Origin of the sequence: Paraburkholderia sp. J67, assembly GCF_905220265.1 — a bacterium.
Taxonomy (GTDB): Bacteria; Pseudomonadota; Gammaproteobacteria; order Burkholderiales; family Burkholderiaceae; genus Paraburkholderia.
This window is the reverse complement of the sequence record NZ_CAJMZK010000002.1, coordinates 39264-62218: the sequence shown is the minus strand read 5'-3', so window position 1 is coordinate 62218 and position 22955 is coordinate 39264. Positions and strand designations below refer to the sequence as shown.

General features: G+C 63.1%; 23 protein-coding genes and 1 other RNA gene. 4 read left to right on the top strand and 20 right to left on the bottom strand.

Annotation, left to right across the window (positions count from 1 at the left end):
• Positions 1-7: 7 nt before the first annotated feature.
• The 4 genes from dtd to U5782_RS04275 all read right to left on the bottom strand — a co-directional run bounded on the left by dtd (position 8) and on the right by U5782_RS04275 (position 2459).
• The gene (gene dtd, locus U5782_RS04290) at positions 8-478 is read right to left on the bottom strand and encodes a D-aminoacyl-tRNA deacylase (RefSeq protein ID WP_322042593.1); all 471 of its coding nucleotides are present in this window, start codon (positions 476-478) and stop codon (positions 8-10) included.
• Positions 475-1740 carry a tyrosine--tRNA ligase gene (gene tyrS / locus U5782_RS04285; RefSeq protein WP_322042592.1) on the bottom strand — a complete coding sequence of 422 codons (1266 nt, stop codon included), beginning with the start codon at positions 1738-1740 and terminating at the stop codon, positions 475-477. Before tyrS ends, dtd begins: the two co-directional genes overlap by 4 nt.
• An 89-nt stretch (positions 1741-1829) precedes the next feature.
• Positions 1830-2165 (bottom strand): HigA family addiction module antitoxin, encoded by a 336-nt coding sequence (locus tag U5782_RS04280; protein WP_322042591.1) that lies wholly within the window; start codon positions 2163-2165, stop codon positions 1830-1832.
• Positions 2166-2180: 15 nt separating this feature from the next.
• Positions 2181-2459, bottom strand: a complete 279-nt coding sequence (locus tag U5782_RS04275) for a type II toxin-antitoxin system RelE/ParE family toxin (RefSeq protein ID WP_322042590.1) — start codon at positions 2457-2459, stop codon at positions 2181-2183.
• 281 nt (positions 2460-2740) lie between these two features.
• Here U5782_RS04275 and U5782_RS04270 point away from each other — a divergent pair, with 281 nt between their 5' ends.
• Entirely contained in the window at positions 2741-3898 is a 1158-nt protein-coding gene (locus tag U5782_RS04270; RefSeq protein ID WP_322042589.1) for an anhydro-N-acetylmuramic acid kinase, read from the top strand.
• Between the two features lie 66 nt (positions 3899-3964).
• On the opposite strand, the gene erpA is transcribed toward U5782_RS04270, so the two are convergent.
• From erpA to rplM, 3 genes are all read right to left on the bottom strand, one after another.
• On the bottom strand, positions 3965-4330 hold the full coding sequence (gene erpA, locus U5782_RS04265) for an iron-sulfur cluster insertion protein ErpA (protein ID WP_322042588.1): 366 nt from the start codon (positions 4328-4330) through the stop codon (positions 3965-3967).
• 240 nt (positions 4331-4570) lie between these two features.
• The gene (gene rpsI, locus U5782_RS04260) at positions 4571-4963 is read right to left on the bottom strand and encodes a 30S ribosomal protein S9 (RefSeq protein WP_322042587.1); all 393 of its coding nucleotides are present in this window, start codon (positions 4961-4963) and stop codon (positions 4571-4573) included.
• Positions 4964-4974: 11 nt separating this feature from the next.
• Complete coding sequence (rplM, locus tag U5782_RS04255) at positions 4975-5403, bottom strand: 50S ribosomal protein L13 (protein ID WP_027816869.1); 429 nt, start codon at positions 5401-5403, stop codon at positions 4975-4977.
• A gap of 660 nt (positions 5404-6063) precedes the next feature.
• On the opposite strand from rplM, the gene U5782_RS04250 reads away from it, so the two are divergent.
• Entirely contained in the window at positions 6064-6486 is a 423-nt protein-coding gene (locus U5782_RS04250; protein ID WP_103702197.1) for an OsmC family protein, read from the top strand.
• A gap of 82 nt (positions 6487-6568) precedes the next feature.
• Here the strand turns inward: U5782_RS04250 and rnpB are convergent.
• The 3 genes from rnpB to pyrC form a co-directional block, all read right to left on the bottom strand.
• Positions 6569-6979, bottom strand: an RNA gene (rnpB, locus tag U5782_RS04245) — RNase P RNA component class A.
• A gap of 86 nt (positions 6980-7065) precedes the next feature.
• Entirely contained in the window at positions 7066-7998 is a 933-nt protein-coding gene (locus U5782_RS04240; RefSeq protein WP_415914258.1) for a DUF3025 domain-containing protein, read from the bottom strand.
• A gap of 2 nt (positions 7999-8000) precedes the next feature.
• On the bottom strand, positions 8001-9056 hold the full coding sequence (pyrC, locus tag U5782_RS04235) for a dihydroorotase (RefSeq protein ID WP_322042586.1): 1056 nt from the start codon (positions 9054-9056) through the stop codon (positions 8001-8003).
• Positions 9057-9330: 274 nt separating this feature from the next.
• On the opposite strand from pyrC, the gene U5782_RS04230 reads away from it, so the two are divergent.
• Complete coding sequence (locus U5782_RS04230; RefSeq protein ID WP_322042585.1) at positions 9331-10248, top strand: class II glutamine amidotransferase; 918 nt, start codon at positions 9331-9333, stop codon at positions 10246-10248.
• 116 nt (positions 10249-10364) lie between these two features.
• Here U5782_RS04230 and U5782_RS04225 read toward each other — a convergent pair whose 3' ends face one another.
• The 7 genes from U5782_RS04225 to U5782_RS04195 form a co-directional block, all read right to left on the bottom strand.
• Entirely contained in the window at positions 10365-11090 is a 726-nt protein-coding gene (locus U5782_RS04225) for an amino acid ABC transporter ATP-binding protein (RefSeq protein WP_322042584.1), read from the bottom strand.
• On the bottom strand, positions 11087-11764 hold the full coding sequence (gene gltK, locus U5782_RS04220; RefSeq protein WP_322042583.1) for a glutamate/aspartate ABC transporter permease GltK: 678 nt from the start codon (positions 11762-11764) through the stop codon (positions 11087-11089). Before gltK ends, U5782_RS04225 begins: the two co-directional genes overlap by 4 nt.
• Complete coding sequence (locus tag U5782_RS04215; RefSeq protein ID WP_322042582.1) at positions 11764-12504, bottom strand: amino acid ABC transporter permease; 741 nt, start codon at positions 12502-12504, stop codon at positions 11764-11766. The genes gltK and U5782_RS04215 overlap by 1 nt, the downstream gene beginning before the upstream one ends.
• Before the next feature lie 80 nt (positions 12505-12584).
• Positions 12585-13478, bottom strand: a complete 894-nt coding sequence (locus tag U5782_RS04210; RefSeq protein ID WP_322042581.1) for a glutamate/aspartate ABC transporter substrate-binding protein — start codon at positions 13476-13478, stop codon at positions 12585-12587.
• A 298-nt stretch (positions 13479-13776) separates the two neighbouring features.
• Positions 13777-15075 carry a Glu/Leu/Phe/Val dehydrogenase gene (locus U5782_RS04205; RefSeq protein ID WP_321879475.1) on the bottom strand — a complete coding sequence of 433 codons (1299 nt, stop codon included), beginning with the start codon at positions 15073-15075 and terminating at the stop codon, positions 13777-13779.
• A 311-nt stretch (positions 15076-15386) separates the two neighbouring features.
• Positions 15387-16337 carry a LysR family transcriptional regulator gene (locus tag U5782_RS04200; RefSeq protein WP_322042580.1) on the bottom strand — a complete coding sequence of 317 codons (951 nt, stop codon included), beginning with the start codon at positions 16335-16337 and terminating at the stop codon, positions 15387-15389.
• A gap of 134 nt (positions 16338-16471) precedes the next feature.
• Positions 16472-18286 carry a tetratricopeptide repeat protein gene (locus U5782_RS04195; RefSeq protein ID WP_322042579.1) on the bottom strand — a complete coding sequence of 605 codons (1815 nt, stop codon included), beginning with the start codon at positions 18284-18286 and terminating at the stop codon, positions 16472-16474.
• 223 nt (positions 18287-18509) lie between these two features.
• On the opposite strand from U5782_RS04195, the gene purB reads away from it, so the two are divergent.
• On the top strand, positions 18510-19898 hold the full coding sequence (gene purB / locus U5782_RS04190) for an adenylosuccinate lyase (RefSeq protein ID WP_322042578.1): 1389 nt from the start codon (positions 18510-18512) through the stop codon (positions 19896-19898).
• 106 nt (positions 19899-20004) lie between these two features.
• On the opposite strand, the gene U5782_RS04185 is transcribed toward purB, so the two are convergent.
• The 3 genes from U5782_RS04185 to eda form a co-directional block, all read right to left on the bottom strand.
• Positions 20005-20508, bottom strand: a complete 504-nt coding sequence (locus U5782_RS04185) for a gluconokinase (RefSeq protein ID WP_322042577.1) — start codon at positions 20506-20508, stop codon at positions 20005-20007.
• 65 nt (positions 20509-20573) lie between these two features.
• Positions 20574-21935, bottom strand: coding sequence for a GntP family permease (locus U5782_RS04180; RefSeq protein WP_322042576.1), 1362 nt, complete (start codon positions 21933-21935; stop codon positions 20574-20576).
• 357 nt (positions 21936-22292) lie between these two features.
• Positions 22293-22934, bottom strand: a complete 642-nt coding sequence (eda, locus tag U5782_RS04175) for a bifunctional 4-hydroxy-2-oxoglutarate aldolase/2-dehydro-3-deoxy-phosphogluconate aldolase (protein WP_322042575.1) — start codon at positions 22932-22934, stop codon at positions 22293-22295.
• Positions 22935-22955: the final 21 nt, after the last annotated feature.

Below are 22955 nucleotides of genomic sequence, written 5' to 3'. Positions count from 1 at the left end.
GCTTGCATCAGTTAGGCACTTGCAGCCAGAACGTGACCGGCCCGTCGTTGACGAGCGACACCTGCATGTCGGCGCCGAATTCGCCGGTCTCGACCGTGGGATGCTTCGCGCGTGCGGCAGCGACAAAATAATCGAACAGACGCCGCCCTTCGTCAGGCGGCGCGGCCGGCGTGAAGCTCGGGCGCAGACCGCTGTTAGTATCCGCGGCGAGCGTGAACTGCGACACCAGCAGCAGACCACCCGGCGCGCCATTGCCGTCGATGTTCTGCACCGGCAGGTTCATCTTGCCCGCCGCGTCGCTGAACACCCGATAGCCGAGTAGCTTGGCGAGCAGTTTGTCCGCGTTTGCCTCGGTATCGCCACGCTCCGCGCAGACGAGCGCGAGCAGCCCCTGGCCGATCGCACCCGTCACGCGTTCAGCGTTGCCGTCCTTCACGCGCACGTCGGCGCGCAGCACACGCTGGATCAGCGCGATCATGCGGTGAGCGTGACGCGCGCGAAGCGACGCTTGCCAACCTGCACGATGAACTCGCCCGCTTCGATCTTCAGGCCCTTGTCGGACACGGTGGCGCCGTCGATCTTCACGCCGCCCTGCTCGATGTTGCGCAGCGCTTCGCTGGTCGACGGCACGAGGCCCGCCTGCTTGAGCAACTGGCCGATCGCGAGCGGCGCGCCCGCGAGCGTGACGGCGGGAATATCGTCGGGCACGCCGCCCTTGGCGCGGTGGTTGAAGTCTTCGAGCGCGCGCTCGGCGTCGCCTTGCGAGTGGAAGCGCGCAACGATTTCCTGCGCGAGCAGCACCTTGAAGTCGCGCGGATTGCGGCCCGCTTCGATTTCGCGCTTGAAGCCTTCGATGTCCGCCATCGGACGGAACGAGAGCAGCGTGAAGTAACGCCACATCAGCGTGTCCGAAATGGACATGAGCTTGCCGAACATGTCGTTGGGCTTTTCGCTGATGCCGATGTAGTTGTTCTTCGACTTCGACATCTTCTCGACGCCGTCCAGACCTTCGAGCAGCGGCATCGTCAGAATGCACTGCTGTTCCTGGCCGTACTGCTTTTGCAGTTCGCGGCCGACGAGCAGGTTGAACTTCTGGTCCGTGCCGCCGAGTTCCAGGTCCGAATTGAGCGCGACCGAGTCGTAACCCTGCATCAGCGGGTAGAGGAACTCGTGGATCGAGATGGGCACGCCGCCCTGGAAGCGCTTGGTGAAGTCCTCGCGCTCCAGAATGCGCGCGACCGTGTAGCGCGACGCGAGCTTGATCATGCCGTCGGCGCCGAGCGGCATCGACCATTCGCTGTTGTAGCGAATCTCGGTCTTCTCGCGGTCGAGCACGAGCGCGGCCTGCTCGAAGTAGGTCTTGGCGTTCGATTCGATCTGCTCGCGCGTGAGCGGCGGACGCGTGGCGTTACGGCCCGACGGGTCGCCGATCAGCGAGGTGAAGTCGCCAATCAGGAAGATCACGTTGTGCCCGAGATCCTGCAGCTGACGCATCTTGTTGAGCACGACCGTGTGACCGATGTGGATGTCGGGCGCAGTCGGATCGAGGCCGAGCTTGATGCGCAGCGGCTTGCCGGTGGCGGCGCTACGGGCGAGCTTTTGCTGGAATTCTTCTTCGATCAGCAGTTCGTCGACGCCACGCTTCGTGACGGCGAGCGCGTGACGGACTTCGTCGGTGACCGGAAAGGCGTCTTTGGCGCCGTTGTTGGCGCCACTGTTGGATGCGGAGTCGGTGCTCATGCTTCGATCGGTTCTGTCGTTAAGTCTGGAGTCTAGACCTCGATTTTACGTGATTCGGCACGTTGGGCCGAGGTTTGGGCGAGTTGGGCTCAGGAGTGCACTACGGGTTCGACGGGTTTGACGTGTGGCAGGCCTTTCGAGCGTACCTGCCAGATATCGTAAGCGGCCTGCTGCGCGAGCCAGAGATCGGCGCGGCCGCCGTTTTCGGCGCCGAGCCACTGCTCCAGACGCAGCGCCATTTCCGGCGAAATGCCGGCCCGCCCGTTGAGCACGCGTGAGAGCGCCACGCGCGTGACGCCCAGTTGTGCCGCGGCCTCGGTCACCGTCAGCCCGAGTCCGGGGAGGATGTCTTCGCGCAGCGTCTCGCCCGGATGCGGCGGATTGTGCATGCGGATCGTGTCCTTGAGGGTTTTCGTGTCCTTCATCGTGCTCGCACCTGTTCAGTGGTAGTCGTGGTAATCGACGAGCTCTGCATGCCCGCGCTCGAACGTAAATGTGAGCCGCCAATTACCGCTCACGCTGACCGCGTGATGGCCGCACAGACCGCCATCCAGCGAATGGCAACGCCAGCCCGGTACATTCATGTCTTGCGGCGCCTGCGCCTCGTCAAGCCGCGCCAGTTGACGTTTCAAGCGCGGTACGTGATCGGGCCGCACGCCCGCCTTGTTGCCTGTGAAGAAGAAGTCCCGCAGGCCTTTGTGCTTCCACGACTTGATCATGGTTCCCCAGACAGTGCGAATTGAAGAAGGCACGCAGAGCATCCAGGGTCATGTATAGCGTATAGCCTCACTATACAAATCGACGCTTTTGAGGTCAACCAAAGGCATTTCACCGACTGATCCTGATCAAACGCCGCGTGCCGCCCTGCTCGCGAGCAATGGTCATGAGCGTCCCATTTCACGCGGCGCGCCACAACTAGCCTTTCGGCTTACGCCGAATGGCTATTGCCCCGATAATCACCGTCGGAATCTCTTCCTCGCATTCACGAAAGGAGCACAACGTGGCGCCACGCGACGCACAGAAAGTTGAGAGCGCACACCCGGGCGACGGCGTGTATTTCGGTCTGATGTCCGGTACCAGCATGGACGGTGTCGACGGCGTTGCCGTGCGTTTCGCGCACGGTCAGCGGCCTGTCGTGCTGGCCGAGGCCTTCGTTGGCTTCGCACAAGGCTTGCGCGAAGCGCTCTTCTCGCTGCAACAACCCGGTGAGAACGAGATCGAACGGGCCTGCCTCGCGGGCAATGCGCTCGCGGCGCGCTATGCGGTCTGCTGCCACGAACTGCTGCGCGCAGGCAATCTGTCCGCCGACCAGGTGCGCGCGATAGGTGCGCACGGGCAGACCATCCGCCATCGGCCCGAAAAAGGCTTCACGGTCCAGATCCAGAATCCCGCGCTGCTCGCCGAACTCGCGCACATCGATGTAATCGCCGATTTCCGCAGCCGCGACGTCGCCTCGGGCGGCCAGGGCGCCCCGCTCGTGCCGGCCTTTCACGCGACCTTGTTCGGCTCGCAGGAGGAGACGCGTGTCGTCTGCAATCTGGGCGGCATCAGCAATATCACGGTCCTCAGTTCGACGGGCGCGGTGCGTGGTTTCGACTGCGGCCCAGCCAATGCGCTGCTCGACCTCTGGGCAGAGCGCCATCTGGGCAAGCCCTACGATGAGAATGGCCAGTTCGCAGCAAGCGGCAATCTGCATCAGCCGCTCCTGAACGCACTGCTCGACGAACCGTTTTTCGAACAGCAACCGCCCAAGAGCACGGGGCGCGATCTGTTCAATGCACAGTGGCTCGATGAAAAACTGAAGGGCTTCGAATCGCTCACGCCTGCGGACGTGCAAGCCACGCTCGTCGCACTTACGGCCGTGAGTGTCGCGCGGGAGATCGAGCGTCACGCGGGAGACTGCCGCGCGGTGTACGTGTGCGGCGGCGGCGCGCGCAATCCCACGCTGATGGAAGCGCTGCAGAAGGCGCTGGAGACGGGTGGCGTGGCCGGCGTGCCGGTCATGACGACCGAGGCGCTAGGCGTGCCACCGCAGCAAGTGGAGCCGCTCGCCTTCGCCTGGCTGGCGATGCGCTGCACGGCGCGCGAACCCGGCAATCTGCCCGCTGTCACGGGCGCGGCGGGCGAACGGGTGCTGGGCGCGATTTATCCGCGTTGATTGCGGTCGGCGGACGAAGAAAAAACGGGGCCGAAGCCCCGTTTTTTATGCTGCTTGCCGGTTCGATCAGACCGAGAACGACGAGCCGCAACCGCAGGTGGTCGAGGCGTTCGGGTTCTTGATGACGAACTGCGCGCCGTTCAGATCGTCCTTGTAGTCGATCTCTGCGCCGACGAGGTACTGATAGCTCATCGAGTCGATCAGCAACTGGACGCCGTGCTTGTCCATCACGGTATCGTCTTCGTTGATCGTCTCGTCGAACGTGAATCCGTACTGGAAGCCCGAGCAGCCGCCGCCTTGCACGAACACGCGCAGCTTCAGCTCCGGGTTGCCTTCCTCGTCGATCAGTTGCTTGACCTTGTCAGCCGCTGCGTCGGTAAAAACGAAGGGACCGGGCATTTCAGTCACGGGGGTCTCGGTGACAGCGTTCATTCGAACTCTCCAAATAAGCTTCTAGCCGCTATTGTAGGGCTGTTCCTGAGATCGTGCTTAAGCCCAGGAAATCAAGGGTTTTTCGCCACTTTCCTGATCCACATCTCAAATATGCGGATCCCATACGCGGCGCCTTCCCATAAACGAAAAAACCGCCTGACGCATTCCTGCGCGAGGCGGTTTTTGCAGCAGCCATGCGCCTCCGCGAGGAGCGCATGGACCACAAAGCGTAATACGAGATTAACGCTTCGAGAACTGCTTGCGGCGACGTGCCTTGTGGAAACCGACCTTCTTACGTTCCACTTCACGTGCGTCACGCGTAACGAAGCCAGCCTTCGACAGTTCCGGCTTCAGCGTTGCGTCGTAGTCCATCAGCGCGCGCGTGATGCCGTGGCGAACTGCGCCGGCCTGGCCGGTTTCGCCACCGCCCGTCACGTTCACCTTGATGTCGAACGTCGCGCCGTGGTTCGTGAGTTCCAGCGGTTGACGCACGATCATCAGCGACGTTTCGCGCGAGAAGTAGTCGGCGATGGGCTTACCGTTGACGATGATGTCGCCCTTGCCCGACTTGATGAAGACACGAGCGACTGCGCTCTTGCGGCGGCCCGTACCGTAATTCCAGTTACCGATCATGTGGGCTCCCCTTAGATCTCGAGCGCCTGCGGCTGTTGAGCCGAGTGCGGATGCGTTGCGTCTGCGTAGACCTTGAGCTTCTTGATCATCGCGTAGCCCAGCGGGCCCTTCGGCAGCATGCCCTTAACAGCCTTCTCGAGCGCGCGGCCCGGGAAGCGTTCTTGCATCTTGCCAAACGTCGTTTCGTAGATACCGCCCGGGTAGCCCGAGTGACGGTAGTACTTCTTGTCGGTGGTCTTGTTGCCCGTGACCTTCAGCTTGCCGGCGTTGATGATGATGATGAAATCACCAGTGTCGACGTGCGGGGTGAACTCAGGCTTGTGTTTGCCGCGAAGACGGCGTGCCACTTCGCTGGCGACACGGCCGAGAACCTTATCCGTCGCGTCAATCACGTACCATTCGCGCTGCACTTCATGTGCCTTGGCGGAAAAAGTCTTCATGATCGATCCAAAAAATATCTGTGCCCTGATTCGGTCCTGCTTGTGTGATGACGCTCGTTGGCGCCGGCGCAGGCTCTCCCTGGTCCGGGTTTCCGCACAGTCGCAGTGAGCGATTGCGTGAACAACCCAGTTTTCCCGCGGGCATGGTGCGGGAAACCTTGGATTATAAAGGGAAATTCAGGGGGGCGTCAAAATTTCTGCGAGTGGCACGCGCGGCGGCGTAAAACGCACAGACGAAAAAAAGCCCAAGCGCGTTTGCTCGGGCTTAATCCACTCTTTGGAGGAGGGTGGAGGAGACATGCTGAGGTGTCGTGAAGCACGACAACCAATGAGATGAATTATACGGATCGACCTTGTGCGACGCAAGAGAATTTGCATCGTGAAAGACGAAATCATAATGTGAAATTCAAAAATAAACCAAGACGCACAGAATTTCATATAAAAATCAGGCAGATACACAATCAGCCTCGACAAGCGCCGCGTCGCCTCTAGAGCAAAAGCCCTAATTGCGCGACGAAAACCACCCTTGCGCCCAGACTGTCGCGTCGCAACATTCAAGCGAAGCGTATGGTTCGCATGCGCCATGTCCGCCCGGACATACCAGTAGGACGCGGGCTACAATGCCGGCTGAATCGAGATAATTTGCGCAGGGGCAAACGCATGGAATGCAAAGTGAGCTGGATGGGTCAGGATGGCATGGCATTCGCAGCCGAAACGGGCAGCGGCCATCTCGTCAACATGGACGGCGCCCCGGAAGGCGGCGGCCACAACCTGGCGCCGCGTCCGATGGAAATGGTGCTGCTCGGCACCGGCGGCTGCACGGCCTATGACGTGGTGCTGATCCTGAAGAAGAGCCGTCAGGAAGTGAGCGGCTGCAACGTGACGCTCAAGGCCGAACGCGCCAGCGAAGACCCCAAGGTCTTCACGAAGATCCACTTCCACTTCACCGTGACGGGCAAGAACCTGAACCCGGCGACGGTCGAGCGCGCAATCAACCTGTCGCACGACAAGTACTGCTCGGCGTCGATCATGATCGGCAAGACGGCTGAGATCACGCACACGTTCGAGATCGTCGCGGCGTAAGGCAGCGGCACTCAAGCCAGCGAGAAAAGAAAAAGCCGGCGCGGTTCTTGAAGAACCGCGCCGGCTTTTTACATGAATGAGGCTGCAAAGCAGGCCGATAAGCCGGATTCTGTGCACACGCCGCGTCCGAAGACACGCCGCGCGTGGCAGCCATTCCTCTAGGCGCGCCATTGCTGACGCGCTCAAGCTTCCTACCCGCAGACGGAATGGGGGCCCCATCCTGCATCCCGAAGATGCGCGCCTGCCTACTTGGAATTGCTCCGGGTGGAGGTTACCGTGCCGTCTACGTCACCGCAGACGCGGTGCGCTCTTACCGCACCGTTTCACCCTTACCTGATCCCGACCGAAATCGGGCCATCGGCGGTCTGTTCTCTGTTGCCCTGTTCCGCGTGTCGCCACGGATGGCCGTTAGCCATCACCCTGCCCTGTGGAGTCCGGACTTTCCTCGCCCCCTCGACCGAAATCTCGGGGCCGCGACTGCCTGGCCTGCTTTGCGAGGCGCGATCTTAGCACGCCCGACCGGGTCGCGCCCACGTCGCCCCTCGCTGCCGCAAGCGAAAATGCGCGCCAGAACAGACGTTAGCGATGGCGTCGACCGGGGCGAAACACCGTCGTGTCGTCGTAGAACGCCGGGGCGGCGTTGGCCTGCCACCAGCCCGGAATACCCAGCACCGGCAGTGGCGAGAAACTGCGACCGCTCAGGTCCCCATCGGCTGCGAGCGCTGTGCTCACTGCCTCGTCCAGCCAGGCGTTGCGCTGCGTACGCGGCCACGCGAAGTATTCCTGCGGAACGTCGACTACCCACGCATGCGCCGTACAAGCCGCATAGGGCGCGATCAACTTTTCGAGCAGCGCATGGCCGAATACGCGCACTTCGCAGCGCGCCGTGCCTTGCGTTTGTCCCAACGCGACTTCCCATTGCGAGCGCTTCGCGACAAACAGTTCACGCCAGTCGAAGCCCCGTAGCGCCTGCGTGAGCGCGGGGTCGGCACTCGCGAACAACACCGCGTTTTCATCGAAGAGCGTGAGCGCGTCGCGCACGCCGCCGCGCGTCGGGCCCACGCCCAGCACGTCGATCGCGTCCGCCTGGCGCGCGTTCAGCGTCGCCTTGATCCGCGGGAACGCGAACCAGTGCAGCGCATTGAAGAAGTCGTGGAGGTTATGGCGCGTGGGCACACCGCCCGTTGCGCAGATATGCCCTTCGTAGGACGCGCCCTCGGGCAAATCGTCTTGCGCGATAAAGTGCAGCGGCTGGCCGCGGCCCGTACGATGGCCAGCCTCGCGCGCATCGGCATTCAGTTCTTCCAGATAGCGCGCGTAACCCGCGAGCGCAGCCTGCTGCCAGCGACGCCCGCGCGCTTCGTGCTGGGCGAACCAGGGGTGCGCCCAGTCGATATCGACGAAACTGCCTTCTGGCAGACTCCGGCGCGGCGCCTTCTGCGGCTTCGATGCGCTCGCATCGATCGCTTCGCCCGACGCTACGCCGGGCGTCGACACGCCGGGCGTCGCCACGCTCAAACCAGCTTCCAGCCGATCGTCTCACCGCCACGCAGCGGCACGACAGGCACGTCGCCCGCCAGGATCTCCGCCGGCAGTGTCCAGTCCTCGCGACGCAGCGTGACCGTCTCGGCGCTACGCGGCAGGCCGTAGAAGTCCGCGCCATAGAAGCTCGCGAAACCTTCGAGCTTGTCGAGCGCGCCCGCGTTGTCGAACGCTTCGGCATAAAGCTCGAGTGCGTGCAGCGCCGTGTAGCAGCCCGCGCAACCGCAGGCATGCTCCTTCAGGCCCTTCGCGTGCGGCGCACTGTCGGTGCCGAGGAAGAAGCGCGCATCGCCCGAAGTCGCCGCCTCCACCAGCGCCACGCGGTGCGTCTCGCGCTTGAGAACCGGCAGGCAGTAGTAATGCGGACGGATGCCGCCCTGGAAGATCGCGTTGCGGTTGTACAGCAAGTGATGCGCCGTGATGGTCGCGCCCAGCAGGCCGGGCGCTGCGCTATCGGCGCGGATGTAATCGACGGCGTCCTTGGTCGTGATGTGCTCGAACACCACCTTGAGCGCCGGGAAATCGCGGCGCAGCGGCGTCATCACGCGGTCGATGAAGACCTTCTCGCGATCGAACAGGTCGATGTCGGCGCTCGTGACTTCGCCGTGCACGAGCAAGGGCATGCCCACTTCCTGCATCGCTTCCAGCGCCTTCGCACACTTGCGGATGTCGGTCACACCCGCGTCCGAGTTGGTAGTCGCGCCCGCCGGATACAGCTTCACGCCGTGCACGAAACCGCTCGCCTTCGCGCGGCGGATTTCCTCGGCCGGCGTGTTGTCGGTCAGATACAGCGTCATCAGCGGCTCGAACTTCACGCCGGCCGGCAGCGCCGCGAGGATGCGCTCGCGGTAGGCGGCGGCCATTTCGGTCGTCGTGACCGGCGGCTTGAGGTTCGGCATGATGATCGCGCGGCCGAACTGGCGCGCCGTATGCGGCAGCACGGCGGCGAGCATCTCGCCGTCGCGCACGTGCAGGTGCCAGTCGTCGGGACGGGCGAGCGTGAGAGTCGTGGGGGTGGGAGCGTTCATGGCTAGTCTGATACGTGATGCGCGGTGGGATCGACTTCAAGCAACAGCGGGGACGAACAGCGGGACAATCAGGCGGGCGTCGCGCGCACACGACAGCCGCGTTGCCGCCAGCCCGGCGCGAACGCTTTGCCGGGGCGCTTTCGCGCAGAGCGGGAAAGCATCCGACAAATTTCGTATTGGCGCGCCGCAGCCCGGTGATATGCTTGGAAAATCATCATTGTACCGGGTCACAAGCCCCGCTTCGCCCGTAGTACCACAGCATCAGATACGCGCCATGTGCCAACTTCTCGGAATGAACTGCGCCGCGCCGACGGACGTCACGTTCTCCTTCACAGGATTCGCGGCGCGCGGCGGCGCCACTGACCACCACGCCGACGGCTGGGGCATCGCTTTCTTCGAGGACAAGGCTTGCCGCCTGTTCATCGATAACGAAGCATCGGCCCGCTCGCCCATCGCGGAGATGGTCAAGCGCTACCCGATCAAGTCGCGCAACACCATCGCGCATATCCGCAAGGCCACCCAGGGTAGCTGCTCGCTGGAAAACAGCCATCCGTTCCAGCGCGAACTCTGGGGCCGCCACTGGATCTTCGCGCACAACGGCGATCTGCAGGATTTCAATCCGGTGCTGTCGGACATCTATCAGCCGGTCGGCAACACCGACAGCGAACGCGCGTTCTGCGTGCTGCTGCAAGGTTTGCGCAAGGCGTTTCCGGGTTCGCAGCCGCCGCTCGACGAGTTGTTCGCCACGCTGGAATCGCTCACGCGCGAGATCACGCAGTTCGGCGTGTTCAACTTCCTGATGTCGAACGGACAGGCGCTGTTCGCGCACTGCTCGACCCATCTGCACTATCTGGTGCGCCGCTGGCCGTTCTCGACCGCGCATCTGGTGGACGCCGACGTCTCGATCGACTTCGCGAAGTACACCACGCCCGAAGACCGCGTAGCCGTGATCGCCACGGCCCCGCTCACCGACAACGAAGTCTGGACCCGCTTCGCCCCCGGCGATCTGCTGATGTTCCAGCACGGCGAGGTGATCGCGCAGACCCGCGTGCCGGTGCCGCAAAAGGTGCTCGACAAGCTGAAGAACCCGTCGACGGACGCATCCGCCAGCGCCTCGCGCGTTGCGCCGTGCGCGCAGCCGGGCGAAGTCGATCCGGAAGCCGTCGCAGCCTTGCAGACCTGGGGCGAATAAACGGGGCAAACAATCGCTTCTACTGCTGAAAACAAAAAGCCGCGCAAGCCCGATGGGCTGCGCGGCTTTTTCGTTGCGCGCGCCGCGTTTTGAGAACGGCGGCGCTCGCAACGAGATCAGTGCAGGATCTTCGCGAGGAAATCCTTCGCGCGATCCGACTTCGGATTGGCGAAGAAGTCTTCCTTGCGGTCGTCTTCGACAATGGCGCCCTGGTCCATGAAGATCACGCGGTGCGCGACCTTCTTCGCGAAGCCCATTTCGTGCGTCACGCACATCATGGTCATGCCTTCCTGGGCCAGTTCCACCATCACGTCGAGCACTTCGTTGATCATCTCGGGGTCGAGCGCCGACGTGGGTTCGTCGAACAACATCGCGACCGGGTCCATCGACAGCGCGCGCGCGATCGCCACGCGTTGCTGCTGACCACCCGACAGTTGCCCCGGAAATTTATCGGCGTGCGCGCGCAGGCCCACGCGGTCGAGCAGTTTCAGGCCCTTCTGCGTGGCTTCGTCCTTGCCGCGGCCGAGCACCTTGATCTGCGCGAGCGTGAGATTTTCGGTGATCGACAGATGCGGGAACAGTTCGAAGTGCTGGAACACCATGCCCACCTTCGCGCGCAGCTTCGAAAGATTAGTGCGCTTGTCGCCCACCGACTGGCCGTTCACGAGGATCTCGCCCTGCTGGAACGGCTCGAGTCCGTTGACGGTCTTGATGAGCGTGGACTTGCCCGAGCCCGACGGCCCGCACACCACCACCACTTCACCCTTCTTCACTTCCGTCGTGCAGTCGGTCAGCACCTGGAACTGGCCGTACCACTTCGAAACGTTCTTAATTGAAATCATCTTGCGACCTTTTTCTGAAGTCCTTTCACAAGGCTCGACGCGATCACGCAGATCACGAAATAGCATGCGCCCGCGAACAGTACCATCTCGACCATCGTTCCGTCACGATCGCCAACGTTGGCGGCAGTGCGGAAGAAGTCGGCGAGACTGATCACGTAGACGAGCGACGTATCCTGAAAGAGCACGATGGCCTGCGTGAGCAACAGCGGCACCATCGCGCGAAACGCCTGCGGTAGCACCACGTAGCGCATGGCCTGGCCGTAGCGCATGCCGAGCGCGAACGAGGCGTTCACCTGCCCGCGCGGCACCGCCTGAATCCCCGCGCGAATGATCTCCGAATAATACGCGGCCTCGAACAACGAGAACGCGATCATGGCGGAGGCCAGGCGAATGTCGATGTCGGGCGACAGACCCAGCAGATTCTGCAGCACCTGCGGCACGATCAGGAAGAACCACAGCAGGACCATCACGAGCGGGATCGAGCGGAATACCGTCACGTAGCCCTTCGAGAACCATTCGAGCGGCTTCACGCCCGACAGCCGCATGAGCGCGAGCAGCGTGCCCCACAGAATCCCCACGACGATCGCGCAGGCCGTGATCTTGAAGGTGACGATGGCGCCGGTCCACAAAGTAGGCAGCGCGCCCGGAATACCGCTCCAGTCGAAATGATGCATCACTTGCCTCCGATATAGCCGGGCAACCGGGACTTCGCTTCGACCCAGCGCATCAACGTCATGACGATCAGATTGATCAGCACGTAGGCGAGCGTGACCGCAATGAACGACTCATAGGTTTGCGCCGTGTAGTCAACGAGCTGGCGCGCCTGCGCGGACAGATCGAGCAGGCCGATGGTGGACGCCACCGCCGAGTTCTTGAAGATATTCAGGAATTCGGACGTGAGCGGCGGCACGATGATGCGATACGCCACCGGCAGGAGTACGTAGCGATACGTCTGCCACTGCGTGAAGCCCATCGCGAGACCGGCGGCGCGCTGACCGCGCGGCAGCGCATTGATGCCCGAGCGCACCTGCTCGCACACGCGCGCGGCAGTGAAGAGGCCCAGACAGATCACCGATGCCGAAAAGAACTGCACACCTGGCGGCAACTGCTTGAACGCATTGCCAAGCGACGGCGGCACGAGCTCCGGCAGTACGAAGTACCAGATGAAGAACTGCGCAATGAGCGGGATATTGCGAAAGATCGCCACGTAGACCGTGCCGACGCCCGCGAGAAAACGATTCGGCACAGTGCGCAGCACGCCGAAGAACGAACCGACGATGAGCGCGATCACCCACGCGCACAGCGACACCGATACCGTCACCCAAAGGCCCGAAATGAGCCAGCCGAGATAGGTGGTGGGTTCGCCCGTCGAGACCGGGCTGAGCAGAATGCCCCAGTTCCAGTGATAGGACATGAAGAGACTCCAACAAAAAGAACGGAAGAAGCCTGGCTTCTTCCGTTCTGTTTTACACGCTGTTCAGGCGAGAGCCGGAATCAGTCGATAGCCTTGTCGTTCGGGCTCTTGTAGAGCGCCTTCATGTCGTCGCTTTCCGGGAAGTTCAGGTTGAGACCCTTCGGCGGAATCGGCGATTCGAACCACTTCTTGTAGATCGCGTCGGCTTCGCCCGAGGTCTCGACCTTGGCGATGGCGTCGTCGGCGACCTTCTTGAACTCGGGGTCGTTCTTGCGCAGCATGCAGCCGTACGCTTCACGTGATTGCGCCGTGCCCACGATCACGAAATCGCCCGGATTGTTCGACTTCGCGCGCTCGCCCGCGAGCAGCGCATCGTCCATCATGAACGCCACCGCGCGGCCCGTGGAGAGCGTCATGAACGACTCGCCGTGGTCCTTCGCGCTGATGATGTTCATGCCCATGTTCTTGTCCTGGTTCATCTTGCGCAGCAGACGTTCCGAGGTGGTGCCCGCCGTCGTCACGACGGTCTTGCCCTTGAGGTCGGCGAAATCCTTGATGCCCGAATCCTTCTTCGTCATGAGGCGCGTGCCGATCACGAAGATCGTGTTCGTGAAGGCGGCCTGTTGCTGACGCTCGGCGTTGTTGGTCGTCGAGCCGCATTCGATGTCGATCGTGCCGTTCTGCACGAGCGGAATGCGGTTTTGCGACGTGATCGGGACCATCTTGACCTTCAGGTTAGGCATATTCAGCTTTTGCTTCACCCCTTCGACGATCTTCATCGCAAAGTCTTGCGAGTAGCCGATCACATTCTGCTTGTCGTCGTAGTACGAAAACGGAATCGACGACTCGCGGTGGCCCAGCGAAATGACGCCCGTGTCCTTGATTTTTTTCAGCGTCCCGGAGTCCTGCGCGTGTGCACCGGCGGCGACCAGACCGAGGGTGGCGAGAACAAGCGCGGCCTTTTTGATTTTCATCTGTGATCTCCTTCTTGGCATGGATCGAGGGCAGTGTAGCAAAGTAATTTTATTGAAAGAATAAAGGCGGACCCTGGCGTTGTTTGCGCGCACGGCAAGCTTGCACGGCGCATCGCGGAGCGCACTTACTTATTCATTTTCATACGTTTTTTCAAGGCCCAAATGCAAAAACGGGCGGTCCCTTGTGGGGACCGCCCGTCTGTCATCAGCACTTAACCGATGACGCAATTTTTACCGCTTCTCTACCGCTCCCGCGCAAGCATCTTGCATGCCGCGCGCCGCGCTTCGATCAGCGCGATCAGGGGTACAGACCGCGCATTTCGCGCGCCATCAGGATGCGCTTACATGCCACGATGAACGCCGCAGTACGCATCGAGACACCTTGCTCGCTCGACACTTGCCAGACCGCCGTGAACGCTTCGCGCATCACGCGCTCGAGACGCTCGTTGATTTCGCCTTCGGTCCAGAAGAAGCTCGAGAAGTCCTGCACCCACTCGAAGTACGAAACGGTCACACCACCCGCGTTCGCCACCACGTCCGGAATCACGAGGATGCCCTTGTCGTGGAGGATGTCGTCGGCGGCCGTCGTGGTCGGGCCGTTTGCGCCTTCGACGATGATCTTCGTGCGGATCTTGCCCGCGTTCTTTTCCGTAATCTGGTTTTCCAGCGCAGCCGGAATCAGGATGTCGGTTTCGATCGTCCAGAATTCGTCGTTGCTCAGCATGTCGGCGCCGGCGAAGCCTGCCACGCCCCCCGTCTTCGCAACGTGTTCGAGCAGTGCGTCAGCGTCGATACCGGTCGACTTGTAGAGCGAACCCGTGTGGTCCTGCACCGCGACCAGCTTCGAGCCTGCTTCCTGGAACAGACGCGCAGCGATGCCGCCGACGTTACCGAAGCCCTGCACGGCGATGCGTGCGCCTTCGATCGACATACCCTTGCGGCGCGCCGCTTCGCAACCGACGACGAACACGCCGCGGCCCGTGGCTTCGCGACGGCCGAGCGAGCCGCCCAGCGAGATCGGCTTGCCGGTCACGACGCCAGTGGACGTCTGGCCCTGGTTCATGGAGTAGGTATCCATCATCCACGCCATGATCTGCTCGTTCGTGTTGACGTCCGGAGCAGGAATATCGGTGTTCGGTCCGATGATGATGCCGATTTCGCTGGTGTAGCGGCGCGTCAGGCGCTCGAGTTCACCACGCGAGAGCGTGCGCGGATCGACGCGGATACCGCCCTTAGCGCCGCCGTACGGCACGTTCACGGCAGCGTTCTTCACCGACATCCATGCGGACAGCGCCATCACTTCGGACAGCGTAACGTCCTGGTGATAACGCACGCCGCCCTTGCCGGGACCGCGCGACACGTTGTGCTGCACGCGATAGCCTTCGAAGTGCGCGACGGTGCCGTTATCGAGTTCGATCGGGCAGTCCACGATCAGGATGCGCTTCGGACGCTTGAGGGTTTCGAGCCAGCGCGACAGCGAGCCGAGGTACGGCGCGACGCGGTCAACCTGGCGAAGGTAGTTGCCCCACGGGCCGAGCGCGTCGGCGTGAAGGTAGGAAGGAACCGAAGACACTGCAGACTGCGATTGGGAAGACATGAACGCTCCAAGCGATCGAACAAGTGGTGCAATTGTCAGAAAACGCCCACACGAAGGCCAATGCCGTTTGATCATCACGTTATGCATTTGGTGCATAACGTGAAGAAAATCGAAAAAGCGTGTCGCGTTCAGTCTTGCGAGTTGCCTTATGTTGCGGGCGTAGACGGGCATGAAGCCGTCTGTTCGTTCGCACGGCAACCATTGTTACGACGCACGCAAAACAGCAATGCGCAATCGGCACGGCTGCTCGCGCAACCCTGCTTCGTGTTCGTCGATCGGTCTGGTTATGGGGCGTTCGAACGCGAGCCGCCCTACCTGCGTGCGATTTCCTCGCTCACCGCATCCCACAGCGCGCGCACGAGCGCCTCGCGGGCATCGTCGCCCTGGGCGGCGAGTTTGTCGCGATAGAGGCGAATCTCCATATCGAGCGTGAACTGGCCCTCTGGCGCGCCGCGCGTGCCGCGGTCGAGCCGGATCAGCTTGCCCTGGGCGACAGCCTCCTCCACCGCGCTGTGCGGCAGGAAGGCGATGCCATGCCCGGTTTGCGTCATCGCCTTGAGGCCTTCAGCCATGTCGGTTTCGTAGACGCGGTCCAGATAGAGCCGCGTCGGCGCATTCGCGACGATCACCTCGGTCATCCGGCCGAGGTACGCGTTCGGCGTGTACGAGAGGTAAGGCGTGGGCGCGTCGGGCGTGCCGGGCAAGGTGTAGCGCGCGCGGCCCGCGCGCTGCGGCGCCGAATACGGGCTGATCGATTCGATGCCGAGCGTGAGCGTGTCGTAGCGCGCCGGATCGAGCGTCACCGGATGGCTCGGGTGGTGATAGCCCATCACCAGATCGCAACCGCCTTCGACTAGCGACAGCACGGCGTCATGCACATTGAGCGCGCGCAGGCGCGTGTGGATGCGGCCGAGTTTCGCTTCGATGCGCTGAAGCCAGCGCGGAAAGTAGGTCAGCGAGAGCGTGTGCGGCACCGCGAACTCGATGGTGGCCTCAGGCGTGGCCGTGTGGCCGCGCAGCAGCGTGCGCGCCTCGTGGAACTGCGAGAGCATCGCGAGCGCCTGCTCGTAGAACACCTGCCCCGCCGATGTCAGCCGGGTGGGATAAACCGAACGATCGATCAATTCCGTGCCGAGCCAGGCTTCGAGCGCCTGGATACGGCGCGAGAAGGCCGGCTGTGTGACGTGGCGCAGCTCGGCGGAGCGGCTGAAACTATGCGTTTCCGCGAGCGAAACGAAGTCTTCGAGCCATTTGAGTTCCATGCGGGACGAGGGAATGGATGAGAAGTCCGCATTCTAGGCCCGCGCGCGCCCGCCTGGCGCAGGTGCAGTGGATTTCTGGCGACCAGCGTGTTTCCGGGCACATTGCGGCGCTTGCCCTTGCCCGGGCGTCTGCCCTATCTGGCCGGCTCGCTCAAGGCCTGCTGCAACGCCGCCAGCACGCCGCTCCAGTCGCCGAGCGTGGTCTGCCGGAACACCCGCGCCGATGGATACCAGACCGAATCGTCGCGCTCCATCCCCCAGCGCCAGTCGGGCTGCGCCGCGAGCAGCACCCAGACCGGCTTGCCCAGCGCCCCCGCCAGATGCGCGACCGAGGTATCGACGGTAATGACGAGGTCGAGATTCTCGATCAGCGCGGCCGTGCAGGCGAAATCGTGCAGTTCCTCGCCGATCGCGTGCAGGGGCCAGCGGCCCGCCACATCGGCCAGTTGCGCGGCGCCCGGTCCCTTCTGGATCGCGAACCAGGCATTGCCGCCGAGTACGGCGAGCGGCTGCAAGGTCGTGAGCGGCACCGAGCGAAACGCGTCGAAGTGATGGCGCGGATTGCCTGCCCACACAAGGCCGATGCGACGCTTCGTACTCGCATCCCCGACAGCGTCGCCGCCCGCCAGCGAAACCAGGCGCTTGCGCCATTTCGCCGTCTGCGCCGGATCCGCCTTCATGTAGGGCGTGGCGGCGTAGATTGGCTGACCCGGAAATTTCAGCGGCAGGCTCATCACGTCGCACCAAAAGTCGTAATCGGCGGCGATGGCTTCGTCGTCCGGCGCGGCGTCGAACACGCGCGTGACGCCCGGCACCGTCGCGGCCAGCGACGCCAGTTCCGGCGCGACCCAGGCGTCGACTCGCGCGCCCATCGCCGCCATCGGCCCAGCGTAACGCACGAACTGGATCTGGTCGCCCACACCCTGCTCGCGTGCGATCAACAAGCGCTTGCCGGCCAGCGGCTCGCCTTGCCATTCGGCGCAGGGCAGCTTGCGATAATTGGGCTTGCCGAACGAGGTGGTCTTGCGGTTTTCGAACAACGGCCAGCCCTCGTCGTACTCACCACGCCGCAACAGCAACATGCCGAGCTGGAATTGCGATTCGGGCAAGCCGGGGTTAAGTGCCAGCGCCTCGCGATAGTGGTGTTCAGCTTCGTCGTAGCGGGCGAGCGCCGTATAGGCGAACGCGAGATTGTTCACCGCGCCCGCAGCGTCGGGCTTGAGCGAGGCGGCACGCTGATAGTGCGGAATCGCCTCCTCGTAGCGGTGCATGGCGTCGTAGACATAGCCCAGCTCGAAATGCGCACTCGCGTTATTCGGTTCGCGCGCCACCACCGGCTCGAAGCAAGCCGCAGCCTGCGCGTGCTCGCGCGCGGCGCGCAGCAACCTGCCGAGATGCATGAGCGTCGGTGTGTCGTTGGCGCCGAGAGCGCGCGCCTCGCGAAATTGCGCCATAGCCTCCTCGGCGCGGCCCACGCTTTCAAGCACGCGCCCCAGATTGAACGCGAATTGCCCAGACTGCGGCTCCAAAACGCGCGCGCGGCGGTAGTGCTGTTCCGCCCCAGCGAAATCGGCCAGCTCCATCAGCGCGTTGGCCAGATTGTTGTGCGCGTTCGCGAAATCGGGGGCCTGCTCAATCGCCTTGCGCTGAAACGCAGCCGCGCCAGCGTGATCGCTCAGGCGTGCAGCCGCGACACCGCGGTTGCTCAGACATTCGGCGTCGCGCGGCGCGAGCGCGAGCGCGCGGTCCATGAGCGCCGCCGCGCCGGCAAAGTCGCCGCGGCTCATGGCGAGCACGCCCAGATAGTGCAACGCCGCAGCACAGCCGGGGTCGCGTGCGAGCGCGCGTTCGTAACATGCCTGCGCGGCATCGAGCTGCCCCGCGCGATGCTCGGCAAGCCCCGCCTCGACAAGCATGGCGGGCGCAGTGGAGACGGATTCCTGGTTCATGGAGACGTAGAGAAGAAGCAGCGCATGCTGCCGACCTCGCTAAGGTAGCGCCGTCTCAAATGCCGCGTCCGTCGGAGGAATTCGAAAATCGCCTTGCCGGAGCCCGGCGCGTGCGCGAGAGCGCCCCCCCGGATTGCCGCCCGGCCCCTGACAGCGTGGTGATAAAATACCAGGCTCCCCCCGGTTCCTTTCTGATCGTAACGTCAGCCGTTACGTCCCCATCATGTCCGACACTCGTCCCGATACCCTCTTCGCGCTCAACGCGCTCTCCCCGCTCGATGGCCGCTACGCCTCGAAAACCGAAGCCCTGCGTGAGTGGCTCTCGGAAGCCGCCTTCATGCGCAACCGCGTGACCGTGGAAATCCATTGGCTGATCGCGCTCTCGCAAGCCGGCTTCGCGGAAGTGCCGCGCTTCTCGGAAGCGTCGGAGCAGTTCCTGCTCAAGCTCGCCGAGAACTTCACGGCGCACGACGCCGCGCGCATCAAGGACATCGAGCGCGTGACGAATCACGACGTGAAGGCCGTCGAGTACTGGCTCAAGGAATCGGTGAAGGGCCAGCCGGAGCTGGAGCGCGCAAGCGAATTCATCCACTTCGCCTGCACGTCGGAAGACATCAACAACACGTCGCATGGCCTGATGATCGCCGGCGCGCGCGAGCACGTGATCGTGCCGGCGCTGCGCTCGGTGTATGAGCGTCTCGTGAAGCTCGCGCACACGCACGCCGAACAGCCGATGCTCTCGCGCACGCACGGCCAGCCCGCCAGCCCGACCACGCTCGGCAAGGAAATCGCCAACGTCGCCGCGCGTCTCGCGCGCGCGATCCAGCGTATCGAGAAGGTCGAACTGCTCGGCAAGATGAACGGCGCGGTCGGCAACTTCAACGCGCATCTGTCGGCCTATCCGGAATTCGACTGGGAAGCGTTCTCGAAGGAAGTCGTCGAGCAGCGCCTCAAGCTCGTGTTCAATCCGTACACGATCCAGATCGAGCCGCACGACTACATGGCAGAACTGTTCGACGCCATCGCGCGCGCGAACACGATCCTGCTCGACCTCGATCGCGACGTGTGGGGCTACATCTCGCTCGGCTACTTCAAGCAGAAGACCAAGGCCGGCGAAATCGGCTCGTCGACCATGCCGCACAAGGTCAACCCGATCGACTTCGAAAACTCGGAAGGCAACCTCGGCCTCGCGAACGCCACGCTGCGCCACCTCGCCGACAAGCTGCCGGTCTCGCGCTGGCAGCGCGACCTCACCGACTCGACGGTGCTGCGCAATATCGGCGTTGCGCTCGGCTACTCGCTGCTCTCGTACGACGCGCTGATCCGCGGTCTGGACAAGCTCGAAGTGAATCCGCAGCGTCTGGACGAAGACCTCGACGCTACGTGGGAAGTGCTGGCCGAACCGGTGCAGACCGTCATGCGCCGCTACGGCATCGAAAACCCGTACGAGCAACTGAAGGAACTCACGCGCGGCAAGGGCATCACGCGCGAAGCGCTGCAGACCTTCGTCACGGGCCTCGCGATTCCCGAAGACGCGAAGCAGCGTCTGCTCGAGATGACGCCTGCGTCGTACGTCGGCAAGGCGATCGAACTGGCCAAGCGCATCGCGTAAGCGGTGCCGTCCCTGGCGCGCCGCCGAAAAGGCGCGCCACGGTCTGAAAGCAAAAAGCCCCGGTTTCATCCGGGGCTTTTTTATGCCTGGCGATACGATCGGGCGATCAGCCTGCGCGACGCGTTTCCAGTTGGCGCAGGACGTCGTCGACGATCTGCTCGGGCGTGAGTTCGATGCTCACCACGATCGCTTCGTCTGCGCCCGGCTCTTCGAGCGTGTCAAGCTGGCTTTGCAGCAGCGACGGATCGAAGAAGTGGCCCGTGCGGGTTGCGAGACGATCGTGCAACACCTCGAACGACCCTTTCAGATAGACGAAGCACACATCATGGTCGCCGCCGCGCAGGATATCGCGGTACGAACGCTTGAGCGACGAGCACGTGAACACGGCCGTTTCATCCGCGCGCTGCTTTTGCTCGATGGCCTCGCGGATCGTGCGCAGCCAGGGCCAGCGGTCATCGTCGGTGAGCGGAATGCCGTCGTGCATCTTCTTCTTGTTGGCTTCGCTGTGGAAAGCGTCGCCGTCGGTGAAATCGCACTTCAGGCGCTCCGCCAGCATCTCGCCGATACGCGTCTTGCCGGCGCCCGAGACGCCCATTGCAATCAGAATCATGTACAGCTCCTTCAACCGGCGGCGTGCAGCATAAGCTGCTCTGCCGCCTAAAACACAATTACCCGTTACACCACTGCCGAAAGCGCGAACGTCAGCCCGAGGCCCAGCAGCGAAATGATGGTCTCCAGCAGCGACCAGGTCTTGAACGTCTGACCCACGGTCATGCCGAAATATTCCTTGATCAGCCAGAATCCGCCGTCGTTGACGTGCGAGAAGATCAGCGAGCCCGAGCCCGTGGCCAGCACGAGCAATTCCGGCTGCACGGTCACACCCGCCGCCTGGGCGATCGGCGCGACGATGCCGCAGGCCGTGGTCATCGCCACCGTCGCCGAACCCGTCGCGAGACGGATCAGCGCGGCCACCAGCCAGCCCAGCAGCAACGGCGACAGATGCGCCGTCTGCGCCAGTTCGACGATCTGCTTCGACACGCCGCTATCCATCAGCACGCGGCCAAAACCCCCGCCCGCACCCACGATCAGCGTAATGCCGGCGATCGGCGCAAGGCAGTCGCCGCAGAACTTCTGGATCTGCTCGCGATTGAAGCCACGCGACGCACCAAAGGTCCAGAAGCTTACCAGCACGGCAATCAGCAGCGCGACGTCAGACGTACCGACGAAGTGCAACAGATTGTTCGGCAGCGTCTTGGGCGTGAAGACCAGATCGGCCCACGAGCCGACCAGCATCAGGATCACCGGCAACAGGATCGTGAAGAGCGTGATGCCGAAGCTCGGCAATTCGCTATCCGGCTTCGGATCGGCCTTGCTCACGAACTGCGCGGACAGCGGATTGTTTTCCGGCAGCTTGATGTGGCGATGAATAAAGAGCGCGAACAGCGGGCCGGCGACGATCGCAGTCGGAATGCCGACGATCAGGCCATAGGCAATGGTCTTGCCAATATCGGCGTGATACGCCTGCACGGCGAGCAGCGCGGCCGGGTGCGGCGGAATCAGGCCGTGCACGACGGACAGACCCGCCACCATCGGCAGGCCAATCAGCAGCAGCGACTTGCCCGTGCGTTTGGCGACGTTGAACGCGATCGGAATCAGCAGCACGAAGCCCACTTCGAAGAACACCGGCAAGCCGACGATCACGGCGACGCACATCATCGCCCAGTGAATGTTCTTCTCGCCGAACCACTTTATCAGCGTGGTGGCGATGCGCTCGGCGCCGCCCGACTCGGCCATCATCTTGCCGAGCATCGTGCCCAGACCCACCACGATCGCGATGTGGCCAAGCGTGTTGCCGTTGCCGGTCTCGAACGACTTGACGATCTGATCCATCGGCATGCCGACGGCGAGGCCGAGCAGCAGCGAAACGATGATCAGGACGAGAAACGGAAAAACCTTCAAACGCGTGATCATGAAGATCAACGCAGCAATCGCGACGAGCGCGTAAATCAGCAGCGAGCTGCCGTGGGCCACTCCCATGAGGCTCCTCTCCAGGTAGTTGTTCATACCCCTTAAGCGGCCGCGCGGCGATGCTCGCTGCGCTCCATGCGAAAGGGGCCGGCCGTCGCCGGGCCGAGATTGTAGAGGTTATAACGACTTTCGGCGTTGTCTGCTCGAAAGACGAGCGAGCCGCGCAGGCCTCGCGCCCAGTGGGCGCAGCCTGCGCGGCTCGTGGATGCATGGCGGTGCAAACGGATCAATTCCGCGCGACTATCGCACTGTTACCAGTCAGTTAGTTGCCTTTAGCATCGTGTTCGTAAGGTATCGAAGGCAGTCGGTGCGGACGTTTAATTCGGGGCGCGAACGCTCCTCCATACAACGCGTCGCACACAATGCTCAGCGCACCGGACGCGACAGCTCGCTAGCCGCGCGGGCGAGGCGCGTCACTTCGGCCCAATCCTGGTTGGCGAGCGCCGCTTTCGGCGTGAGCCACGAACCGCCGACGCAGACCACGTTCGGCAGCGCGAGGAAGTTCGTCGCGGTTTCGGCGCTGATGCCGCCCGTCGGGCAGAACTTGAGCGTCGGGAACGGACCGTGGAACGCTTGCAGCATGTTCAGGCCGCCCGCGGGTACGGCCGGGAAGAACTTGACGATCTCATAGCCGAGTTCCATCGCCACGATGATGTCGGTCGGCGTCATGACGCCGGGCAGCAGCGGCAGGCCCGCATCGAGCGAAGCCTGATGAATCTCGCGCGTCAGCCCCGGCGAGACGCCGAACTGGGCACCCGCCTTCTTCGCGAGCGCGCAGTGCTCGGGCTTCGTGATCGTGCCCACACCGACGACGATATCCGGCGCGATCTGCGCCGCGCGCTCGATCGCTTCGAGACCCGCCGCCGTGCGCAGCGTGATCTCCAGCACCTTCACGCCGCCCGCGTGCAGCGCGCGCGACACGTGCTCGCCTTGCTCGGACGTCTCGAATGCCAGCACCGGAATCACCGGGCCGAGGCGGACAATGTCGGCCACCGTGTTTGTTGTCATGTTCAGGCTCCTTGATGATGA